20 protein-coding genes and 2 pseudogenes are annotated in these 19236 nt (G+C 67.6%); 10 read left to right on the top strand and 12 right to left on the bottom strand.

What is annotated here, in order from left to right:
- Positions 1-2: 2 nt before the first annotated feature.
- The 6 genes and pseudogenes from AS181_RS15505 to AS181_RS15480 all read right to left on the bottom strand — a co-directional run bounded on the left by AS181_RS15505 (position 3) and on the right by AS181_RS15480 (position 5932).
- Positions 3-1097 (bottom strand): LLM class flavin-dependent oxidoreductase, encoded by a 1095-nt coding sequence (locus AS181_RS15505; RefSeq protein WP_058252554.1) that lies wholly within the window; start codon positions 1095-1097, stop codon positions 3-5.
- Positions 1098-1120: 23 nt separating this feature from the next.
- The gene (locus tag AS181_RS15500) at positions 1121-2194 is read right to left on the bottom strand and encodes an ABC transporter substrate-binding protein (protein WP_058252464.1); all 1074 of its coding nucleotides are present in this window, start codon (positions 2192-2194) and stop codon (positions 1121-1123) included.
- 32 nt (positions 2195-2226) lie between these two features.
- Positions 2227-3015, bottom strand: a complete 789-nt coding sequence (locus tag AS181_RS15495) for an ABC transporter ATP-binding protein (protein WP_058252463.1) — start codon at positions 3013-3015, stop codon at positions 2227-2229.
- Between the two features lie 40 nt (positions 3016-3055).
- Positions 3056-3901, bottom strand: a complete 846-nt coding sequence (locus AS181_RS15490; RefSeq protein ID WP_058252462.1) for an ABC transporter permease — start codon at positions 3899-3901, stop codon at positions 3056-3058.
- Between the two features lie 127 nt (positions 3902-4028).
- Positions 4029-4628, bottom strand: coding sequence for a DUF1707 SHOCT-like domain-containing protein (locus AS181_RS15485; protein ID WP_058252553.1), 600 nt, complete (start codon positions 4626-4628; stop codon positions 4029-4031).
- Between the two features lie 68 nt (positions 4629-4696).
- Positions 4697-5932, bottom strand: a pseudogene (locus tag AS181_RS15480) (serine hydrolase domain-containing protein).
- Positions 5933-6059: 127 nt separating this feature from the next.
- Here AS181_RS15480 and ygiD point away from each other — a divergent pair.
- Entirely contained in the window at positions 6060-6902 is an 843-nt protein-coding gene (gene ygiD / locus AS181_RS15475) for a 4,5-DOPA dioxygenase extradiol (protein WP_374100809.1), read from the top strand.
- Between the two features lie 3 nt (positions 6903-6905).
- Here the strand turns inward: ygiD and AS181_RS15470 are convergent, their stop codons facing one another.
- A complete protein-coding gene (locus AS181_RS15470; protein ID WP_058252460.1) occupies positions 6906-7391 on the bottom strand; it encodes an SRPBCC family protein in 486 nt (161 codons plus the stop codon).
- Positions 7392-7394: 3 nt separating this feature from the next.
- On the bottom strand, positions 7395-7766 hold the full coding sequence (locus tag AS181_RS15465) for an ArsR/SmtB family transcription factor (RefSeq protein ID WP_058252459.1): 372 nt from the start codon (positions 7764-7766) through the stop codon (positions 7395-7397).
- Positions 7767-7942: 176 nt separating this feature from the next.
- On the opposite strand from AS181_RS15465, the gene AS181_RS15460 reads away from it, so the two are divergent.
- Positions 7943-9313, top strand: coding sequence for an LLM class flavin-dependent oxidoreductase (locus AS181_RS15460; RefSeq protein ID WP_058252458.1), 1371 nt, complete (start codon positions 7943-7945; stop codon positions 9311-9313).
- Between the two features lie 6 nt (positions 9314-9319).
- Here AS181_RS15460 and AS181_RS15455 read toward each other — a convergent pair whose 3' ends face one another.
- Positions 9320-10981 carry an ABC-F family ATP-binding cassette domain-containing protein gene (locus AS181_RS15455; RefSeq protein ID WP_058252457.1) on the bottom strand — a complete coding sequence of 554 codons (1662 nt, stop codon included), beginning with the start codon at positions 10979-10981 and terminating at the stop codon, positions 9320-9322.
- 113 nt (positions 10982-11094) lie between these two features.
- On the opposite strand from AS181_RS15455, the gene AS181_RS15450 reads away from it, so the two are divergent.
- The 4 genes and pseudogenes from AS181_RS15450 to AS181_RS15440 all read left to right on the top strand — a co-directional run bounded on the left by AS181_RS15450 (position 11095) and on the right by AS181_RS15440 (position 14559).
- Complete coding sequence (locus tag AS181_RS15450; protein ID WP_058252456.1) at positions 11095-12294, top strand: NAD(P)/FAD-dependent oxidoreductase; 1200 nt, start codon at positions 11095-11097, stop codon at positions 12292-12294.
- 111 nt (positions 12295-12405) lie between these two features.
- Positions 12406-12838 (top strand): annotated as a pseudogene (locus AS181_RS24605) (DUF1801 domain-containing protein).
- Between the two features lie 271 nt (positions 12839-13109).
- A complete protein-coding gene (locus AS181_RS15445; protein WP_058252455.1) occupies positions 13110-13487 on the top strand; it encodes a VOC family protein in 378 nt (125 codons plus the stop codon).
- 109 nt (positions 13488-13596) lie between these two features.
- Positions 13597-14559, top strand: a complete 963-nt coding sequence (locus tag AS181_RS15440) for a hypothetical protein (RefSeq protein ID WP_058252454.1) — start codon at positions 13597-13599, stop codon at positions 14557-14559.
- Between the two features lie 27 nt (positions 14560-14586).
- On the opposite strand, the gene AS181_RS15435 is transcribed toward AS181_RS15440, so the two are convergent.
- Together AS181_RS15435 and AS181_RS15430 are read right to left on the bottom strand one after the other, a co-directional pair.
- Positions 14587-15279 (bottom strand): alpha/beta fold hydrolase, encoded by a 693-nt coding sequence (locus AS181_RS15435; protein WP_231742481.1) that lies wholly within the window; start codon positions 15277-15279, stop codon positions 14587-14589.
- Between the two features lie 22 nt (positions 15280-15301).
- On the bottom strand, positions 15302-17020 hold the full coding sequence (locus tag AS181_RS15430; RefSeq protein ID WP_058252452.1) for a CocE/NonD family hydrolase: 1719 nt from the start codon (positions 17018-17020) through the stop codon (positions 15302-15304).
- Positions 17021-17164: 144 nt separating this feature from the next.
- Between AS181_RS15430 and AS181_RS15425 the strand changes: the two genes are divergently transcribed.
- Genes AS181_RS15425 through AS181_RS15410 form a run of 4 tightly spaced genes read left to right on the top strand, consistent with a single transcriptional unit; the run spans position 17165 to position 18710 of the window.
- Entirely contained in the window at positions 17165-17521 is a 357-nt protein-coding gene (locus AS181_RS15425) for a VOC family protein (RefSeq protein ID WP_058252451.1), read from the top strand.
- The gene (locus AS181_RS15420) at positions 17518-17868 is read left to right on the top strand and encodes an ArsR/SmtB family transcription factor (protein WP_082652949.1); all 351 of its coding nucleotides are present in this window, start codon (positions 17518-17520) and stop codon (positions 17866-17868) included. Before AS181_RS15425 ends, AS181_RS15420 begins: the two co-directional genes overlap by 4 nt.
- A complete protein-coding gene (locus AS181_RS15415; RefSeq protein WP_058252450.1) occupies positions 17858-18391 on the top strand; it encodes a hypothetical protein in 534 nt (177 codons plus the stop codon). The genes AS181_RS15420 and AS181_RS15415 overlap by 11 nt, the downstream gene beginning before the upstream one ends.
- A gap of 19 nt (positions 18392-18410) precedes the next feature.
- On the top strand, positions 18411-18710 hold the full coding sequence (locus tag AS181_RS15410) for a YciI family protein (RefSeq protein ID WP_058252449.1): 300 nt from the start codon (positions 18411-18413) through the stop codon (positions 18708-18710).
- Between the two features lie 155 nt (positions 18711-18865).
- On the opposite strand, the gene AS181_RS25165 is transcribed toward AS181_RS15410, so the two are convergent.
- Positions 18866-19236: hypothetical protein (locus AS181_RS25165; protein ID WP_058252448.1), on the bottom strand; the 371-nt coding region annotated here is incomplete at its 5' end.

The raw sequence follows: 19236 nt of genomic DNA, 5'->3' as shown, positions 1-19236 counted from the left end.
TGTCAGCTCAGGGCGTCGACCCGGTCTCGGATCACCGGCAGCACGCCTTCGGCGAACCAGTGCGCTTCCTCGATGTGCGGATAGCCCGACAGGATGAAGTGGGAGAAGCCCTCGGATTCGTACTCGCCGATCAGCGCCGCGACCTCGTCGTAGCTGCCGACGAGCGCGGTGCCGGCTCCCCCACGGATGAGCCCGACCCCCGCCCACAAGCCGGGATGGATCTCGAGCGCATCGCGACGTCCGCCGTGGAGTTCGGCCATCCGACGCTGACCGGTCGAGTCCGAGACCGAGTGCAGGGCGAACGCGGTCTCGATCTCGTCGTCGGAGATCCCCTGCAGCAGTGTGTCGGCGACCCGCCACGCCTCCTCGGAGGTCTCGCGGGCGATGACATGCAGCCGCACACCGTATTCGAGTGACCGGCCGACCGTCTCGGCGCGTCGCGCCACCTCCGCGATCTTCTCTCCGGCCACCGCCGGCGGCTCGCCCCACGTGAGGTAGACCTGGGCACGCGAGGCCGCAACGGTCAGTGCCGGGTCCGACGACCCGCCGAAGTAGATCCGCGGTGGATCGGTCGGCGGATCCGCGAGGAACGCCCCGGCGATACGGTAGAACTCTCCGTCGAAGTCGACGGTCTCACCGGACCAGAGCCGGTCGACGATCTGCACGAACTCGTCGGTGCGCGCGTAACGGCGGTCGTGGTCGACCCAGTCACCGAACCGGCGTTGCTCGACCTCGTCACCGCCGGTCACGATGTTGACCGCGATCCGTCCACCCGAGAATCGCTGGAGCGTCGCCGCCTGCTGTGCGGCCAGGGTCGGCGAGATCAGCCCGGGGCGGAATGCGACGAGGAAGGTCAACTGCTCGGTGTGGGTGATCGCGGCGGCCGTGGTCAGCCACGCGTCCTCACACCAGGTTCCGGTCGGGGTCAGGACACTCTCGTAGCCGAGCCGATCGGCGGTGCGTGCGACATCGATCAGGTACGGCAGGTCTGGCGCACGGTAACCCGGAGGGTGCCGTTTCGTCGCCGATGCATGTGAGGCTCCGACGATCCCGCGGCTGTCACCGGCGGTCGGCAGAAACCAATGGAAATGGCTCATGGGCGTGTTCCCTTCTCGCGCCACTAGGATTGGGGCGTGCCGAACAGCGGTGCCAGGGCCTCGTCGTAGCGGTTGTCGACGAACTTTGCGAAATCGACCTGCCCCTGGAGTTGCCCGGAGTCGGCGAAGGCATCGGCGAGCTCCTGCTCCGACGCCACGACGCTGTCGTCGAGTGCGATCGCGGGTCGAAGGCTGCGGCCCTGGGCGATCGCGCCGGCCCGCGGGTCGATCCCGACCTCGGCGGAGTACTGCTCGGCCCACTCTTCCGGGTTGGCCTTGGCCCAGTTGGCGGCCCGCGCGATCCCGAGCGCCAGTTCCCGTACCGCGGTGTTGCGACGCGGGTCGGCAAGCGCCTCGTCGCCCGCGATCCCGAAACCGTAACCGTTCGATACGCCTTCGGCCGTGACGAGCGTCTTCGGGTTGTTCTCGAGCTGGACGATCGCGGTGTACGGGTCCCAGATCGCCCATGCGTCGACGTTCCCGGAGGTGAACGCCGACAACGCATCCGCGGGCTGAAGGAAGACCGGCTCGACATCCTTGCCGGGCCCCAGGGTCAGATTCACCTTGTTCAGTTGCAGCAGCAGATGTCCGTGGGCCGAGCTGCCCTTCGCCACGGCGACCTTCTTGCCCTTGAGGTCGGCGACCGAGGCCAGTGTCGACGTTCCCGGGATCAGGATCGCGTCGCCGCTGGCGTTGTTCGCGTACCCGGTGACGATCTTGACCTTCGCGTTCGCCGCGGCGCCGAAGATGGGCGGCGTGTTCCCGGTGACCGCGAAGTCGATCTTGCCTGCGGTGGCGGCCTCGATCTGCGGCGGGCCGGAGGTGAAGGTGGAGAATTCGATGGTGAACGGGAGCTTCTCGAGTTCGCCCGAGGCGCGCAGTAGGGCTTCGGTGCCGCCCTTCTGGTCTCCGACTCGGAGGGTCAGGTCCTGCAGTGAGGCGACGTCGACCGTCTCGTTCGCGATCGATTCGGCGGTGTCCTCCCGCTGCACACAGCCCGCGAGGCCCAGGGTCAGGGCGGCGGTGGCCAGCACGGCGGCGAGCACGCGGCGTCGTCGGGCCCGGGATGCGCGCACGGAAAGATGGTGGTGTGTCATCGAGATCGGCTTTCGGTCAGGGAACGGGAGGGTCAGCGCGCCGGATCGGCGACGCCGAGTGCGGTCAGCAATTCGGCTCGCAGGCGCGGGATCTCGGAGTCGGGGTCATCGGCGTCGCCGGTCTGACGTGGACGGGGCACGGTGAGGTCTTCGACGATCTCGCCACCGGCCAGGACGACGACGCGGTCGGCCAGCCGCAACGCCTCGTCGACGTCGTGGGTGACGAGGAGTGCACCGAACCCGTTGTCGCGCCACAGCGAGATGAGCAGTTCGTGCATCGTGCGCCGAGTGAGGGCGTCGAGTGCGCCGAACGGCTCGTCGAGCAGCAGCAGTTGCGGACGGGCCACGAGCGCACGGGCGAGCGAGACCCGTTGCGCCTGACCACCCGAGAGTTGCGCGGGCCACGCACCCGTCTTGTCGCTCAGGCCGACCTCGTCGAGGGTGCGGCGCGCGCGTTCGCGGGCCTGTGACTTGCCGACCTTCTCGCGCACGAGGCCGAAGGCGACGTTCTGTAAGACGGTGCGCCAGGGGAAGAGTCGCGGTTCCTGGAAGGACACCGCCGGGTGACCGGCGGTCCGGACGCTGCCCGACTCGGTCTGCGACAGGCCCGCCAGCAGGCGAAGCAGCGTCGACTTGCCGCTGCCGCTGCGTCCGATGAGCGCGACGATCTCGTGCGCCCCGACCCGCAGGGTCACGTCCCGCAACACGAGATAGTCCCCGTAGCTCAGGCTCGCGTTCTCGACTTCCGCGGCGTATCCGGCGGGGTCGACCAGGTCGTCGGCGGACGGGACCTCGAGATCGCGGGTGGCGATGGCGGTCATGGTAGGGCCTCCTGGACTCGGGATGTGCGGGTTGGGGGCGTCACCGGTTCTGGTATCGGGTCGTGTAGCGCTCCAGCGCACGCACGATGGCGTCGGTGATCAAACCCAGTGCGGCGTAGACGATCAGGCCGAAGAAGATGATGTCGGTGCGCAGGAAGTCGCGCGCGTTGTTGATCAGGTATCCCAGCCCGGACGTGGCCGCGATCTGCTCGGCGACGATGAGGCTGAGCCATGCGATCGCCAGGGCCTGGCGCAGACCGACCAGGATCTGCGGCATGGCACCCGGGATGATGAGATCGCGGATGGTGGTCAGCCGCGAGAAGCCCAGCACGCGAGCGGTTTCCACCAGGCGGCCGTCGATCTGGCGAATCGCGGCGGAGGTGTTCAGGTAGAGGGGGAACAGCGCGCCGAGGGACACGAGCAGCACCTTGGGCATCTCGCCGATGCCGAACCACAGGATGAACAACGGGATCAGACCGAAGAGCGGAAGTGCGCGTATAGCCTGCATGTTCGGGTCGATGGCCGAGTCGGCGAACTTGCTCAGGCCGACCAGCAGGCCCAGACCGATCCCAACCGCGACGCCGATCGTCAGTCCGATCGCGACCCGCTGCGCCGACGCCGCGATGGCGTCGAGGAGTTGTCCGTTGTTCAGGACCTCCCACCCGGCCTCGGCGATCAGCGACGGTGCGGGCAGCTTGTCCTGCGGGATGATCCCCAGTGCGCTGCCCACCTGCCAGAGCACGAGAACGGCGATGGGTGACAGCGCGCGCAGGATGGTGTGCAGCCGGGACGACCGGCCCGCCTTGGCCGATGGGGAGTCGGACGACCCCGGGTCCACCGCCCGCGGATCGCCGGGCGCGCTGATACTGAGTGTTCGGTCGGCCACGTGCGGCAACGTTACGAATCGGGAAACACTCGCGACACCGTTGAGTTCAACGTGAGCACAAGTAGGAAACCCGCCCAGCGTTCGCGTAACGGCGAGCGGTCAGCCCCGGTCGATACCGTTCGATGCGTCAGCTCCGTTTGATGACGATGCCGGTCATCCCCGACGCCGACCCCGTCAGCTCGATCACCGGTCCGCCCGGACGCGTCGGTGCGCCGGCCTTGTCCTTCACCTTCGACCATCCGGATAGTTGGAGGTCGCCGTACCTTATCTCCTGATCGGGGCCGATCCGGAGCTTCACCGTGGTGATGGAGACCTGCAGCTGCAGGATCGTCGACGGCCCGGGGAACGTCGCATGGGTGAAGTCCATGTCGACGGTGCCCATGCTGCCGGTGACCAGCGTCGACGGCGGAACATGCCACGTGCCCTTGCGTCGAACCGTCTCCCACTCGGCCGCGAGGTGCACGGGCCCGGCCGAAGGGACGGCGACGGCCGGGGTCGCGGCTACGGCCTGGCCCGGCTCGTTGAACAGGCGACCGGCGTTCGGCAGGTGTTCCAGGACGGCTCGCAGGTCTGCGCGGGTCTTGGCGGCGTACACCAGACCGGACCGGTCCTCGAACTCCGCGATCTCCAGATATCCCGACGAGAAGGCGTCGTTGAGAAGAGTCACGGCCCGTTCGCGTTCCGGGTTTCCGACCCGTAGATCGTCGTCGGGGAGGCGGTCGACCATACCTGCCACCTTATGGCACCCGCGCTGGGTGGGTTTTCGCAGCACGACGGCCGGGGCTCGCGGCGGCGTCAGTTCCGCGGGATCGGTGGCGCGGAGTCGGGGGCCATCAGGGCGCCGATCTGCGCGAAGATCGGATTGCCGCCGTTGGCGTAGGAGCCGTCCGGACCGAACGCCTCGGCGTCGTAGGTCACCGCCACCGCGATGGCGATCTTCTCTGACGGGAGATACGCGACGACCGCCGCGTAGCCGTTGAACAACGGGTTCTGCACGATCCAGCCGCCGGTCAGCACGACTCCCATGCCGTAGGTGTACTCCTCGTTCATCGGCCGGCACGTCGAGCAACCGGCCAGCGGACGCGCCACGCCGCGGAGCCGGGTGGAGACCATGGTGTCGTAGCCCTCGGCCGACAGCGTCTCCCCCGCGAAGAGTTTCCGGGCCGTCGCCTCGACGTCGTAGATGTTCGACGTCTGGATCGCACCGTGGGTGATGCTCCACGACGGGTTCCAGCCGGTCGTCTCCTCGTAGAACGGCGTCGACGGTGGAGGGTTCAGAATCCCGCGGCGTTCCGACAAGTTGGCATGCAGGGCGGGTTCCGGGATCACCGCCGTCAGATCCGACACCGTGTTGTCGAGGTCGAGCGGCTCGGAGATCCGCTGCCGGAGTAGATCCGCGACCGATTCACCGGTGATCTTCTCCAGCACGAGGCCGAGGATCACGTAGTTGGTGTGCGCGTAGTTCCAGTTCGTCCCCGGGGCGTAGAGCAGCGGCTTGTTCACCGCGTAGGACAACATCTCGTCGGTCGTCCACGCCTTGAACGGGTTCGTCAGCTCCTCGATCTCGAACGCGTCGTTGCCGAGCACATAGTCCTGATACCCCGACGTCATCGTCGCCAGTTGCCGGAGGGTGACCCGGTCGCTGTTGGGGATCTGGGGCACCCATGTCGCGATGATGTCGTCGAGGGCGACCGCCTTCTCGTCGACGAGTTGCAACAGCACCGCCGCGACGTAGGCGATGGCGACCGACCCGTTGCGGAAGTGCATGTCCGCGGTGGCGGGTACACCGGTCTGCGACTCGCCGAACGCCTTGGTGGTCACCTCCTGGCCGTCGTCGGTGACACGCACGATCACCGACTTGAGGTGTTGGGACTCCATCAGTCCTTCGACGATCTACTCGATCTGCGCCGCCTGCTGCGGGTTGGACGACGACGCCTACGAGGACGCGGGTTCGGCACCGCCCCCGGTGCCGCACGCCGCCAGAACGATCGCGAGGACCGCGGCAATCAGCATTGACCAGCGCTTGTGCATTGTCGAATTTTCACGGGCGCCGAACCCCTGTCGGCGACTTCGTCGATTCCGGAGTAGCGTCGACTCCGTCCGCAATCGGCCGGAGGAGGCGACGATGTCAGCGGTAGACGCGACGAGCTCGGGGACGATGCCGGTCGCGTTCATCGGTCACGGCAACCCGATGAACGCCCTGGAGCGCAACAAGTACACCGAGGCCTGGGCCGCTCTGGGTGCATCGGTGCCGAAACCGCGAGCGATCCTGGTGATCTCGGCGCACTGGTACACCAACGCCACCGCCGTGACGGCGATGCCACGGCCACGGACCATCCACGACTTCTACGGTTTCCCGCAGGACCTCTTCGACGTGGAGTACCCTGCCCCGGGCGACCCGGATGTCGCCGACATGGTCTCCGATGTCGTCAAACCCACGTGGTGCGGTCACGACGTCGACAGCTGGGGTATCGACCACGGCACGTGGTCGGTGCTGGTGCACACGTTCCCGGATGCGTCCGTACCCGTACTCCAGTTGTCGCTCAACGCTTTCAAGGACTACGAACACCACTACGAACTGGGCCGCCGGCTCGCCCCGCTCCGCGACCAGGGTGTGCTGATCATCGGCAGCGGCAACATCGTGCACAACCTACGCGCGGTCGACTTCGCGAAGCCCGACAGCGGATTCGACTGGGCCCACCGGTTCGACGATGCGGCCCGAGAGGTGTTGCTGGACAAGCCGTCGAGTGTGCTGAGTCTGGACGGACATCCCGACTTCGACAAGTCCGTACCGACCCCGGACCACTATCTGCCGATGCTGTACATCGCCGGACTCGCCGGGGACGCCCCGCTGAATCTGCTCGTGGACGGCCATGCCGCCGGGTCGATCTCGATGGCCGCCTACACGCACGGGCTGGAGGTCGAGCCCACGGGGTCCGGCGCCGGTGGCCCGGCTGCCGAACTGCCCGAGGGGTTTCCGACACTCAACTCGAACCTGTGACCCTCAGGCCGCGAGGAACTCGTCGATCTGGTTGATCGCCGACGACGCACCTTCGACGACTCCCATGTCGAGCACCTTCTGCAACGCCTCGGCCGAGTCGTAGGTGCTGATGAAGGTGGCGACGGTCTTACCGTCCGTCTCGGTGAATGCGTAGGAATTGCGGGATTCGGGCATGTCGGTGATCGGGTTGAGGTCCCCGTCGGCAAAGCCGTCCAGGAAGGTGAAGCCGGTGGGCTCGTCCACCGATTCGACTTTCCAGTAGCCGCCGAACTTCTCGCCCTCGGGACTGGTCATGTAGTACGTGACCTTGCCGCCCGGGCGCAGGTCGTGGTCGACGACGGTCGCCGGATAGGTGGGCGGGCCCCAGATCTTCTCGAGCTGACGCGGATCGGCGTAGATCTGCCACACCCGTTCGATCGGGGCCGCGAACTCGGCGTTGATGGTGATCGTCCGGGCGTCCAGGTCGGGTGTCACATCGATGACAGGCATTGGTCATTCCTCCGGTGTGATTGTGGGTGAGGGTGATTCGAGCGTGAGTAGATCGTCGATGCGGGCGATACGACCACGCCACACCGCTTCGAGCTCGGTGAGCATCGAGGCCACCGAACGCACTGCCGCGACATCGCCGCTGGCCAGCTGCTCGCGTCCGGAACGACGCTTGGTGAGCAGACCGGCCTTCTCCAGGACGGCGACGTGCTTCTGTACCGCCGCGAAGCTCATGTCGTATTTCGCGGCGAGCACCGAGACCGAGTGTTCGCCGGCGAGCACGCGTCGCAGGATGTCACGACGGGTGCGGTCCGACAACGCGTGGAACAGGGCGTCGGCCCGATCCTCGTCTGTCGGTTCGCCTGCATTCTCGGCCACGCCTCAAACATACAACCAATTGGTTGTATGTCAAGGGTCTGTTGCGATCACGACGGGCTCAACCCTGGCCTCCGGCGGACCCTGCGCCTTGACTTGTCCCGACCGTCTCGCTGCACCCGTCGCGCGTCGCCGCCACCGGACCGACTCCGCGATCCCGAACCCGAAGGACCCCACTCGTGACCCGTCAGCTCCACCTCGGTGGTTTCTTGATCGCCTCCCCCGTCACCCATTCGCACGCCGCATGGCGTCATCCCGGCTCGGAGACCGACTACTTCGGGCCAGACCACTACCACCGGGTCGGCCGCATCCTCGAACGCGGCAAGTTCGACTTCGCCTTCTTCGCCGACCTGCTCGCCGCACCGGTCCGGTTCGGCGGTAACCAGTCCGAACCCTTCCGGCGCGGCACTCAGGCCGCCGCGACGATCGATCCGAGCCTGGTCGCGGCGAGCATCGCCGCCGTCACCACGCGACTCGGTATCGCGGTCACCAAGTCCACCACCTACTTTCACCCCTACGAACTCGCGCGCGTCTTCGGTTCCCTCGATCACCTCACCCGTGGACGGATCGCGTGGAACATCGTGACGTCGCTGTCGCAGGCCGAGGCGCAGAACTTCGGCTTCGACGACCACGTCGGACACGACGAGCGGTACGTGCGTGCCGAGGAGTTCGTCAGCACGGCGATCAAGCTGTGGTCGAGCTGGGATGCCGACGCCGTCACCGCCGACAAGGAGTCCGGCGTCTGGGCGGATCCGTCGAAGATCCACACCGTCGACCACGAAGGCACGCACTACCGCACGCGGGGTCCGCTCAACCAGCCCCGCTCACCGCAGCATCGCCCGGTACTCATCCAGGCGGGGTCGTCGAACACCGGCAAGGACTTCGCCGCGCGGTGGGCGGAGGCGATCTTCGAGATCGACCCGACCCCGGAGGGACGCCGGGCCTACTACGACGACGTGAAGTCGCGGGCGGTGAACTTCGGCCGAAATCCCGACCACGTCACAATCTTCCCGGCGTTCATCCCGTTCATCGGCGAGACCGAGTCGATCGCCCGGGAGAAGCAGGCGTTCCACAACGAACTCGCCGATCCGATCTCCGGCCTGATCACGCTGTCGGTTCACACCGACCACGACTTCTCCGCCTACGATCTCGACGCTCCCGTCGAAGACGTCCAGGTGAGCGGCACACAGGGGCTGTTCGACGTCGCCCGACGCCTCTCCGAGCGGGACAGTCTCACCCTCCGCGACATCGGCAAGCTCTACGCCCAGGGAGTCCTGCTGCCGCAGTTCGTCGGCACGGCCGCCGATGTCGCGGATCAGATCGAGGAGTCCTTCACCGGCGGTGAGGCCGACGGGTTCATCGTGTCGAGTGCGCAAACCCCGGGCACCTTCAACGATTTCGTGGACTACGTGGTGCCGGAGTTGCAGCGCCGCGGCCTGTTCCGCACGGAGTACGAGGGCACGACCCTGCGCGAGCACCTCGGGCTCGGGAGCGCCGAGGAGGATCTGCCCGCGGACGTGCGTGGGGTAGACACCCGGCTCGCGGGCTGAGAGAACTCAGCGCTCGCCGACCCGGCCGCCGTCGACGTCCCAGTGCCGGTCGACGCGCACGTTCTGCAGCATGCGCCGATCGTGGGTCACGAGAAGCACTGCGCCGTCGTAGGAATCGAGAGCGGACTCGAGTTGTTCGATGGCCGGCAGGTCGAGGTGGTTGGTCGGCTCGTCGAGGACAAGGACATTGGTGCCCCGCGCCTGCAGCAGGGCGAGTCCGGCCCGCGTGCGTTCGCCGGGTGACAGCTCTCCGACCGGCCGGTCCACGTGATCGGCCCGCAGGCCGAACTTGGCGAGCAACGTCCGCACGTCCGCGGTGGAGTATTCGGGGACCAGCGCTTCGAACCGTTCGGCCAGCGGCCGGGGACCGGTGAACAGGCCACGCGCCTGGTCGATCTCGCCGATCGCGACGTTGGCACCGAGTCGCGCGGTCCCCTCGTCGGGTTCGACGCGACCGAGCAGTAGCCGCAGCAGCGTCGTCTTGCCGGCACCGTTGTGGCCCGTGATGCCGATGCGTTCGCCGGCGTTCACCTGTAACGACACCGGGCCCAGCACGAAATCCCCCTGTCGCACGACCGCTTCATTGAGGGTGGCGACCACCGAGCTGGAGCGCGGCGCGGACCCGATGGTGAACTCGAGAACCCATTCCTTGCGCGGTTCGGCGACCTCGTCGAGCCGAGCGATCCGGCTCTCCATCTGCCGGACCTTCTGCGCCTGCTTCTCACTGGACTCGGTGGCGGCGCGGCGTCGGATCTTGTCGTTGTCCGGCGCTTTCCGGATGGCATTGCGGACACCCTGGCTCGACCATTCACGCTGGGTCCGAGCGCGTGCGACGAGGTCGGCCTTCCTGGCCGCGAACTCCTCGTACTCCTCGCGACGGTGACGGCGGGCGACGGCACGCTCCTCGAGGTAGCTCTCGTAGCCGCCGCCGTACACGGTGTTGGTGTGCTGCGCGAGGTCGAGTTCGAGCACCCGGGTGACGCTGCGCGCGAGAAACTCTCGGTCGTGACTGACGAGGACGACGCCGCCCCGCATGCCGGCCACGACCTCCTCCAGGCGCGCGAGACCGTCGAGATCGAGGTCGTTGGTCGGTTCGTCGAGGAGCACGATGTCGAAGCGCGAGCACAGCAGCGCGGCGAGCCCGACCCGGGCGGCCTGGCCGCCGGACAGATCCGCCATCAGGGTGGCATCCGGGTCGATGACACCGTCACCGAGCCCGAGGTCGGCGAGGACCGCGGGCAGCCGCTCGTCGAGATCGGCCGCCCCGGTGGCCAACCAGTGGTCGAGCGCGGCCGCATACGTCTCGGCCGGATCTCCCGGCGCCGCGGCGTCGGGGTCGGCCAACGCGTCCGCCGCCGCGTCCATCGCGGTCGTCGCCGCCGCGCACCCCGTCCGGCGGGCGACGTACGCGCGCACCACCTCACCGGGAACCCGTTCGTGCTCCTGCGGCAACCATCCGACGAAAGCGTCGGACGGTGCACGGGTCACCGTCCCCTCCAGGGGCGCGAGATCACCGGCGAGTACCCGCAGCAGCGTGGTCTTCCCGGCACCGTTCGCACCGACCACGCCGATCACGTCGCCGGGTGCCACCGTGAGATCGAGGTGGTCGAAGAGGACGCGGTGGGCATATCCCCCGGCGACGTCCTTGGCGACGAGCGTGGCGGTCATCGGTCCATGGTCGCACCCAGCTCTCGGACCACGAGGACCCGGCCGAGGCGGCTCCGGCACGCGGCAGCCGACTCCCCCGGTTTTCCCGAGCGCCCGGCCGGGTATTGACCCGCATGACCTCATCTCGCGAGACCCGACACTTCGACGTCGTCATCGTCGGCGGCGGAAACGCCGGCCTCAGCGCGGCGGCGCGACTGCTGCGCCTGGGCGTCACCGATGTCGCGGTGATCGAACCGCAGGCCGTCCACACGTACCGCCCACTGCTCTCCTACGTCGGCGGAGGTCAGGCGACGCTGCAGGACGCCGAGCGCACGCAGCGATCGGTGACGCCGGACGGGGTGACGTGGTTGCGCGACACCGCCGTCGTCGTCGACGCGGGAAAGCGAACGGTCCGCTGCGTCTCGGGCGCCGACATCGGCTACCGGGACCTCGTCCTGGCCGTCGGACTCGTACCGGATCACGACGCGATGCCGGGGATCGAGCTCGCGATCGCCGACCCGGCGGTGGCCAGCAACTATCTCGACCGGGCCGAACAGACCTGGGATCTCGTCACCTCGATGCCGCGGGGTGGACGGGCCGTGTTCACCGTCCCGCGTCCGCCGGTCAGCTGCACCGGGACCACACTCAAACCACTCTTCCTGGCCGCCGCCCACTGGCGGCGTCGAGGAATCCTCGAGTCGCTCGACATCACCTTGACCGTAGACCGGCCCCGCCTGCTCGGCGTCGATGCCCTCGACGCCCGCCTCTCGGAGTGCCTCGACGAACTCGGCGTCCGCGTGCTGCTCGACAGCTCCGTACGACTGCATCCGGTCGATCGCCGGGTCACCGTGGTCACCGGCTCGGACACCCAGGACGTGTACTACGACATGCTGCACCTCGTCCCGCCCTTCCGAGGTGCCGACCTGGTGACCGACTCGGACCTGGCCGGCGCCCGCGGCCGGGGGCTCGTCGACATCGACCCGCGCACGCTGCGTCACCGCACCCATCCGTCCATCTGGGGAGCCGGTGATGGCGCCGCGATCGCGACCGACCCGTCGGGCGGCGGGTTGCGACGGCAGATCTCGGTGCTCGCAGACAACATCGCGGCCGCGCGGGCCGGCGAGGAGCTCACCGCCTACGACGGGTACACCGTCGCTCCGATCGCGACGGACGCACATCATCTGATCGCCGCCGAGTTCGACCGCGACGGGACCGTCACGTCGTCGTTGCCGTCGGTCATCGACCCGCTCAAACCGCGCCGGAGTGCGTGGGCCTTCGACCGATATGCCCTCCCGCGCCTGTACTGGAACGCGATCCTGCGAGGGCGGGTGTGAGTCCGCGTCGAGACCTGTGACCGGTTCGGAATCGAGAAGCCCCTAGACCCGCCGCGCACTACCGTGAGAGCTGCCTCGGCCCCGAGGCCGTCGACCGCGAAGGGAACGCGAATGGGCAGCTCTGGAGGATTCTCCGATCAGGAACGGGCCGCGATGAAGGAGCGCGCCGCGGAACTCGAGAAGGAGAAGACCCGCGGGCGCGGGAACAAGAAGGCGGCCGAGGAACTCGATCTGCTCGCGAAGCTCGAGACCATGGACCCGGCCGATCGCGCGATGGCCGAACGCATCCACGCGATCGTCACCGCGACCGCGCCGGACCTCGCGCCCAAACTCTGGTACGGACAGCCGGCCTACGCGTCGCAGGGCAAGGTGGTGTGTTTCTTCCGCAGCGGGCACGACGCAGGAGCGGTACTCCACCTTCGGGTTCACCCAGAACGCCAACCTCGACGACGGCGGATTCTGGCCGACGTCGTTCGCGGTCAGCACCCTGGACACCGAGGCGGAAAAGACCATCGCGACGCTGGTCGCCAAGGCGGTGAGCTGACCTTCCCCTTACTGCCTCATCCGAAAGACTGTAAACCCGCAGGTCCCAGCCCTGCTCCCGGAGGTGTGAGGAGCGTTAGCGACGAGCCACGAAGGGCCAGCAACCGGCGCGGGATCGTCCTCCCAGCGAATTTGCCTCCCCCTCAACAGGTTTGAAGGGTATATTGCCCTTCGCGCCGACTCACGGGGACGGAGATTCAGCGCTGGGAGCCGGTTCGGGCTTCTGCGAACAACGCCGGTTCGACTCCCGCGGCCGGACTACTCTGATCGCCATGATCACCGCGGTGCACACACTGATCTACTGCGACGACCCGGACGCCGCCCGCGCCTTCTTCCGCAACGTGTTGCGCTTCCCGCACGTCGACACGGGCGGCGGCTGGCTGATCTTCCAGACCGGTCCCAGCGAACTCGGAGCCCACCCGAATGCCTGGGAGCACGAGGGAAGCGCCGGGCGCACCGATCAGAAGTTCGACGTGTCGTTCATGTGCGACGATCTCGACTCCACCATGCGCGAACTCGCCGGCCGAGGCGCCGAGTTCGCGGGCACCCCGACCGATGAGGGCTGGGGCGTGACTGTCCGGGTCAAGGTCCCCGGTGCCGGAGAGATCACGCTGTACGAACCGAGATACTCACCGCCCGCGCTCATGTGAACGTCCGGACCCGTCTGCCGGACGTCGCTCATTCGGTCGCATGAAACCCGGCGATGCCCCCACCGAAGCGCGGTAATCTCCCGAGGTCACCGACCAAGAGGAGCCGACCGTGGGCAGTCCCTACGACCCCAACCAGCCGACCGCCATGGGTCCGCAGGGGCCGCAGCAACCCGGATGGCCGCCTTCTGGCGGTCACCAACCCGGCGGTCCGCAGCCGGCTCCCGGCCAGCCGCCGAACCCGGGCCCGTACGGTGGGCAGCCGTACGGCCAACAGCCCTATGGCGGGCAACCCTACGGCCAGCATCCGTACGCTCAACAACCGTATGGCCAGCCGTTCGGTCAGCAACCGCCCCCGCCGGCCAAGAGCGGGAGCAAGAAGTGGTGGTTCATCGGCGGCGGCGGACTGGTCCTCGTACTGATCGTCGTGGTGGCGGTGGTGCTGGCGCTGACCCTGCGCGGTGGTGGCGACGACGAACCGTCGATCCCGACCGCCTCGGCCCTCCAACTGGTGCTGCCCGAAGACCAGTTCCCGGACATCACGGGCGAATTCAGCACGGAGACGGGCAGTACCGACGACGACGGCAGCACCGTGGACAACGAGAAGTGTGCGACGCTGGTCCAGTCTCAGCAGACCGGCAACGAACGCGCGGAGCGCGAGCTCACCGAGACCTCGTCCTCCAACGAGATACTCTTCGGTCTCGACAACTACAGTGCCGACGTGACCAAGCCGGCCGACAACGGTTACGACGAGTTCGACGAGATCGTCTCCGCCTGTTCGTCTTTCACGCTGACCCTCGAGGACGGCGACGTCCCGGTCACTCTCGCGCTCGAGAAGGTCGAGCTGCCGATCGACGGTGACTACAAAGCGGTCCGGATGACCGGCGAGTACGAGGTCGGTGCGATCGAGGTTCACCTCGCCGGGATCATCGTGGTCGGCGAGGAGCGGGGCGTATCGTTCACGGTCACGCACAACACGGTTGACGACGCACCGCCCGCGATGGACACCACGGTCAGCAACAATCTGGCCGAGATGTTCACGGCCCAGCGGCAGATCATCGCCGACGCGACCTGAAGCCCGACGGTCGAGATTCGTCGGTCGTCAGAGGAGGATTCGCGCCACCGCGGCCGGGTCGTCGAAGATGCTCATATGCCAGGCCCTGGCGCAGACGATGAAGTCCGATCCCGGTATCCGCTGATGCATGGCTCTCATGGAGGCGACGTCGGACACCGTGTCGTGTTCGGCCGCGACCACGGTCACCGGGCACGAGATCGACGCGGTGCGTTGCGAACAGTCGAAGTGGGCGATCGCGCGCAGCGCCGACGCCCAGGACGCGTGGTCCGCGGCGGCCACGGCTTCGCGAGCGTAGCGGACGACCGGTCCATCGTTGCGCAATTCGTCTGCGCTGAACCAGCGTCCGAGTGTGCCGTCGACATCGACGGTGTCGGCCTCGACGGCGGCTGCCGCAGCGTCGAATGCCGGGAAGGGCGTGTCTCGGGTGCACAGCAGCGTCAGGCGGGAGACGAGCTCGGGGCGCCGGATCGCGAGTTCCAGGGCCACCTGTCCGCCGAAGGAATGTCCCACCACATGCCAGGGCGCCTCGGACGCAACCGATTCCGCGACCCCGGCGGCGAGCCGCGCGGGTAGATCGTCATCCGCATAACCCGGCGGCGGGCTGATCGCAGGCGTGATCACGTGTCCGTACTCGGCCAGCTCGGCACGCACGCCGTCCCACACCGCCGGCGACAGCGGGGTTCCCGGCAGTAGCAGCCAGGTCGGGGGTTCGGTCGTCACCACGTACTCTCCTCAGCTGTCGTCACGGATTCAGACCGGCCGCCGGATTCGTCGCCTCGATCAGCGGCACCGTCAGCATCGAGGGATGATCTCCGCCCCGATGAATCCGACACGTTCCGCGGGGACCGGTCTGATAGCGGGCGGGGAAATGTCCGGTCAACGGGTTGCCCCGGTCGATGTTCCGTCCCGCGAGCACCAGCCGCAGGCGATCGCCGGGCATGAAAGATGTTGCCGACGAACCGAGTCCGACCTCTATCTCCACGATCTGACCGGGCTCCAGCAACTGAACGCGGTCGAAGCTGTGCACCGGCCGGGCCACCGACGATGCATCGCGGTCCAGTGCTCGCAGGGAGAGCTTCTGCCTACCCGTCACGATGCGGTCCCGGCCGTATCCGTATGAACCCTCGAACGGGACCCACCGCGTTCCGGCCCATTTCTCCACTGCCACGAACAACGTCGCATCCCCACCGCGCGGCAGGCTGACCCATAGTCGAGCACTCATCGGTCCGGGGAGTTCGAGATGAGAATCGATGGCAAGGTCGTAGGCCAGCCCGGCCCCGCGCAGGTCGAGAACCGACGAACCACTCGCCACGCCTCCCCCGGTGACCCGGGTCAGACGATCACCGTCGGCGAGTAGCAGTTCGGTCCACGTGGTCGCCGCCGGCGGCCACTCATGTTCCTCGCGTACATCGGTGACCTCGGTCCGCGACCCCCGGACTTCGAGGCGGACCCGTGGCAGGGTCCTGGTCGTGTCCCCGCGCAGGTGTCGGTCGAAGAACGCGTGCTGGGTCGCCACCGCGTCGTCGCTGTAGAACGTCGCCCATTTCGGTCCGCGGTGGGTGTACAGGTACTTGTGAGCCGACCCGGCCCGCTCGAACGCACGCATCGAACCCGCGCTGTGCAGATTGCTGTCGGAGAAACTGGCGCACACCAGCATCGGCACCTCGATGGCCGTAAGATTCGGTGTCTTGCTCTGCCACCAGTCATCTCGCAGGGGGTGGCGGCGGCGTTCGGCACCGATGTCCTCCGACAACCGGGCGGCCTTCCGGGTGACGAGAGCCCAGATGCGGGAGAACCCTCTCTCGTCGACTCCACCGGGCTTCATGAAGTCGCGGTAGAGGTCGGTGAACCCTTCCCACGGACAGATCGCCGCGAGGTGGGGCGGGTGAAGTGCTGCCGCCTTGTACTGCGAGAGCGCGAGATACGACACGCCCAGCATGCCGACCGCTCCGGTCGACCAGGACTGCCGGCCGGCCCACTCGATCAGGTCGTGGACATCGAGGGCCTCGGCGTCGGAGAGCAGCGATCCGGTTCCCTCCGAGGTCCCCGCGCCGCGCAGGTCGGCATTGATGACGACGTAGCTCCGCGATGTCCAGACCGCGGGATCGGGCGCCTCCCAACCGGTCTCACTAGAGATGCGGACCGGCGCAGGCTGGTTCATGATCCGGTACTGGAAATTGATCTTCCAGCCGAACCACGTCCGGACCGGCAGCGCGTCCTTGCCGTAGGGGTGCGCCGAGAGCAGGACCGGGAACGGACCATCCCCCACCGGTCGATACACGTTGACCCGCAGGGCGACCCCGTCGCGCATCACCACCGGGACATCGGCGTCCTTGATCATGTCATCGGGTGCCGGGTAGACGGTCACCGGCGGGCGCACGGCGTTCCGCACCCGCCGCAGGCCGTAGCGGAAAGCACCCGAGCGCCGCCACGGCCGGTCGTGGCTCACCGAATCCCGCATACGACCTCCGACGACAGTGCGACACCCATGGCTGGACTCTAGGGCACAGGCCGAGACCGGTCATGGCTCTCCACGCCCTTGCGTCTTCCGTCAGACTTCGCTAACGTTAGCCATTACCGACACATTCCGGCACAAGGAGTCCTCATGGGAGCACCAGTCGCATTCTTCGAGATCACCTCGCATGACCCCACCCGTCTCACCGCGTTCTATCGCGATCTGTTCGACTGGGCCATCGACGACAGTTCCGGCCCGGAATACTCGCTCGTCGACACCGGCGCAGGTGACGGCGCCGTCTCCGGCGGCATCGGCGCCGTGTCCGAACCCGGCGGGACCGGTGGGGTGAGTGTCTACATGCGCGTCGATAATCTGCAGGCGTCCCTCGACCGGGCCGAGACGCTCGGCGGCAAGGCACTCATACCGCCCACGGACCTCCCGGATGGGTACGGCAGATTCGCCATGTTCGCCGACCCCGACGGCAACTCGATCGGACTCTGGGCGTGACCGACAAGTCCCCGGGCGTCGACGAGGCCCTGCGCGCGATGGCGGAGCCCCGTCGCCGCGCCATCCTCGAACTCGTCTCCGGCGAGGAGCTGTCCGCGGGCGACATCGCCGCCCGGTTCGACGTCAGCCGCACCGCGATCTCCCAGCACATCACGGTGTTGAAGGACGCCGGGTTGCTGGCCGAGCGCCGCGAGGGGACCCGACGCATCTACCGCGCCCGACCCGAGGGCATCGACCGACTACGCGACCTGCTCGACACCATGTGGGCGTCATCTCTCGACGTCGCGCGCCAACTGGTCGAGGCCGAACGCGGACTGACCGACGACGAGGTGAACCGTGCCGGGTGAACGCGAGGTCGACGACGCCGGGAGTCGCGATGGCGGTGCCGTTCTCCCGCTCCGGCGACCGCCGATACGTCAATCCACCACCGTACGCAGCGATCTCGACCACGTCTTCACCACCTTCGTCCGGACCATCGGGGTCTGGTGGCCGCTGCAGCCGATGTCGATCGGCGGGGACCGGGCACGGACGGTGACCATCGACGAGTACACCGGCGGCCGGGTCTATGAGACCTGGGACGACGGCACGACCGCCGAATGGGGTCGACTCGCGGTGTGGGAACCCCCGAGCCGGTTCGTCATGTCGTGGCTGAACACCCCCGAGCCGACCGAGGTCGAGCTGGCGTTCACCTCGCTCGGTCCGGCACTGACGCGGGTGTCCGTGGAACACCGCGGCTGGGAGCACCTGAGCGAGGAACAGCTTCGCGAAGACTGCGCCGCGCCAGGCGGTTACAGCTCCGGCGCGTATTCCGGCGGCTGGGCCACCGCCCTGGCGGCCTGCGTCGACGTCATCGAATCTACCCACCCCTGAAGAGAGAGAGCGTCAGAACATGACCCACTTCGTGTACAAACTCGTCCCGCCGCGTCCCACCTTCGGCCCCGGCGACATGTCCGACGACGAGGCCGCCATCATGGGCCGGCACGGCGCGTACTGGTCGAGGCTCCTCGCCGACGGCACCGCCGTGATCTTCGGTCCCGTCGTCGACCCGGCCGGGGACTGGGGCCTGGGCGTGGTGCGCGCCGACTCCGAGGACGATGTCCGGGCCATCAGCGCCACCGACCCGGCCGTCACCTCGGGCCTCGCCCGCGTCGAGATCCTCCCCATGCCGGTGGGCATCGGGCGCGACTGAACCGACCCGTTCGACGACGAAGCCCGTTCCGACATCGGTCGGAACGGGCTTCATTCAGGTGGAAGGAACGTCATGGCTTTCAAACCTCAGTAGCGAGACTAACCATCTGCTCAATCTGCCGTTTGACCTGCCCAAACCCCGGCGCGGATGACCCGTTACGCCGCCTGCCCTAGCTCGTCGCTGACGATATCTCGGGCGTGTAGCGCTAGCGAAACCCACATCGAGTGCTCAGCGTTGTCCACACGCCAGTTCTCCATGACCATATCCCCAAGTACCCACTCTGCCCGGTGGGCGGGGATCGGGCGCTTAGACGAAGCGGCGGGGATGCGCACGACGAGCATGCGCTTCTCCATACACGCGAAGGCATGGCCATCCCAGTACAGCATGACGAAGAACCTGCTCAACGACACGCCTGCGATGCGCTCGTCACGCTCAAGCATCTCCCGAACGAACGCCTCTTGCTTGACGAGGTCCCCCGCCATGCTGATGAGCGCCTTGGCGATGCTGCGTGTGGACTCCGGATGCT

Origin of the sequence: Gordonia sp. SGD-V-85, from assembly GCF_001456905.1 — a bacterium.
In the GTDB taxonomy this organism is placed as follows: domain Bacteria; phylum Actinomycetota; class Actinomycetes; order Mycobacteriales; family Mycobacteriaceae; genus Gordonia; species Gordonia hongkongensis.
The sequence above is the reverse complement of the archived record's forward strand: the minus strand, read 5'-3'. Positions and strand labels throughout refer to the sequence as shown.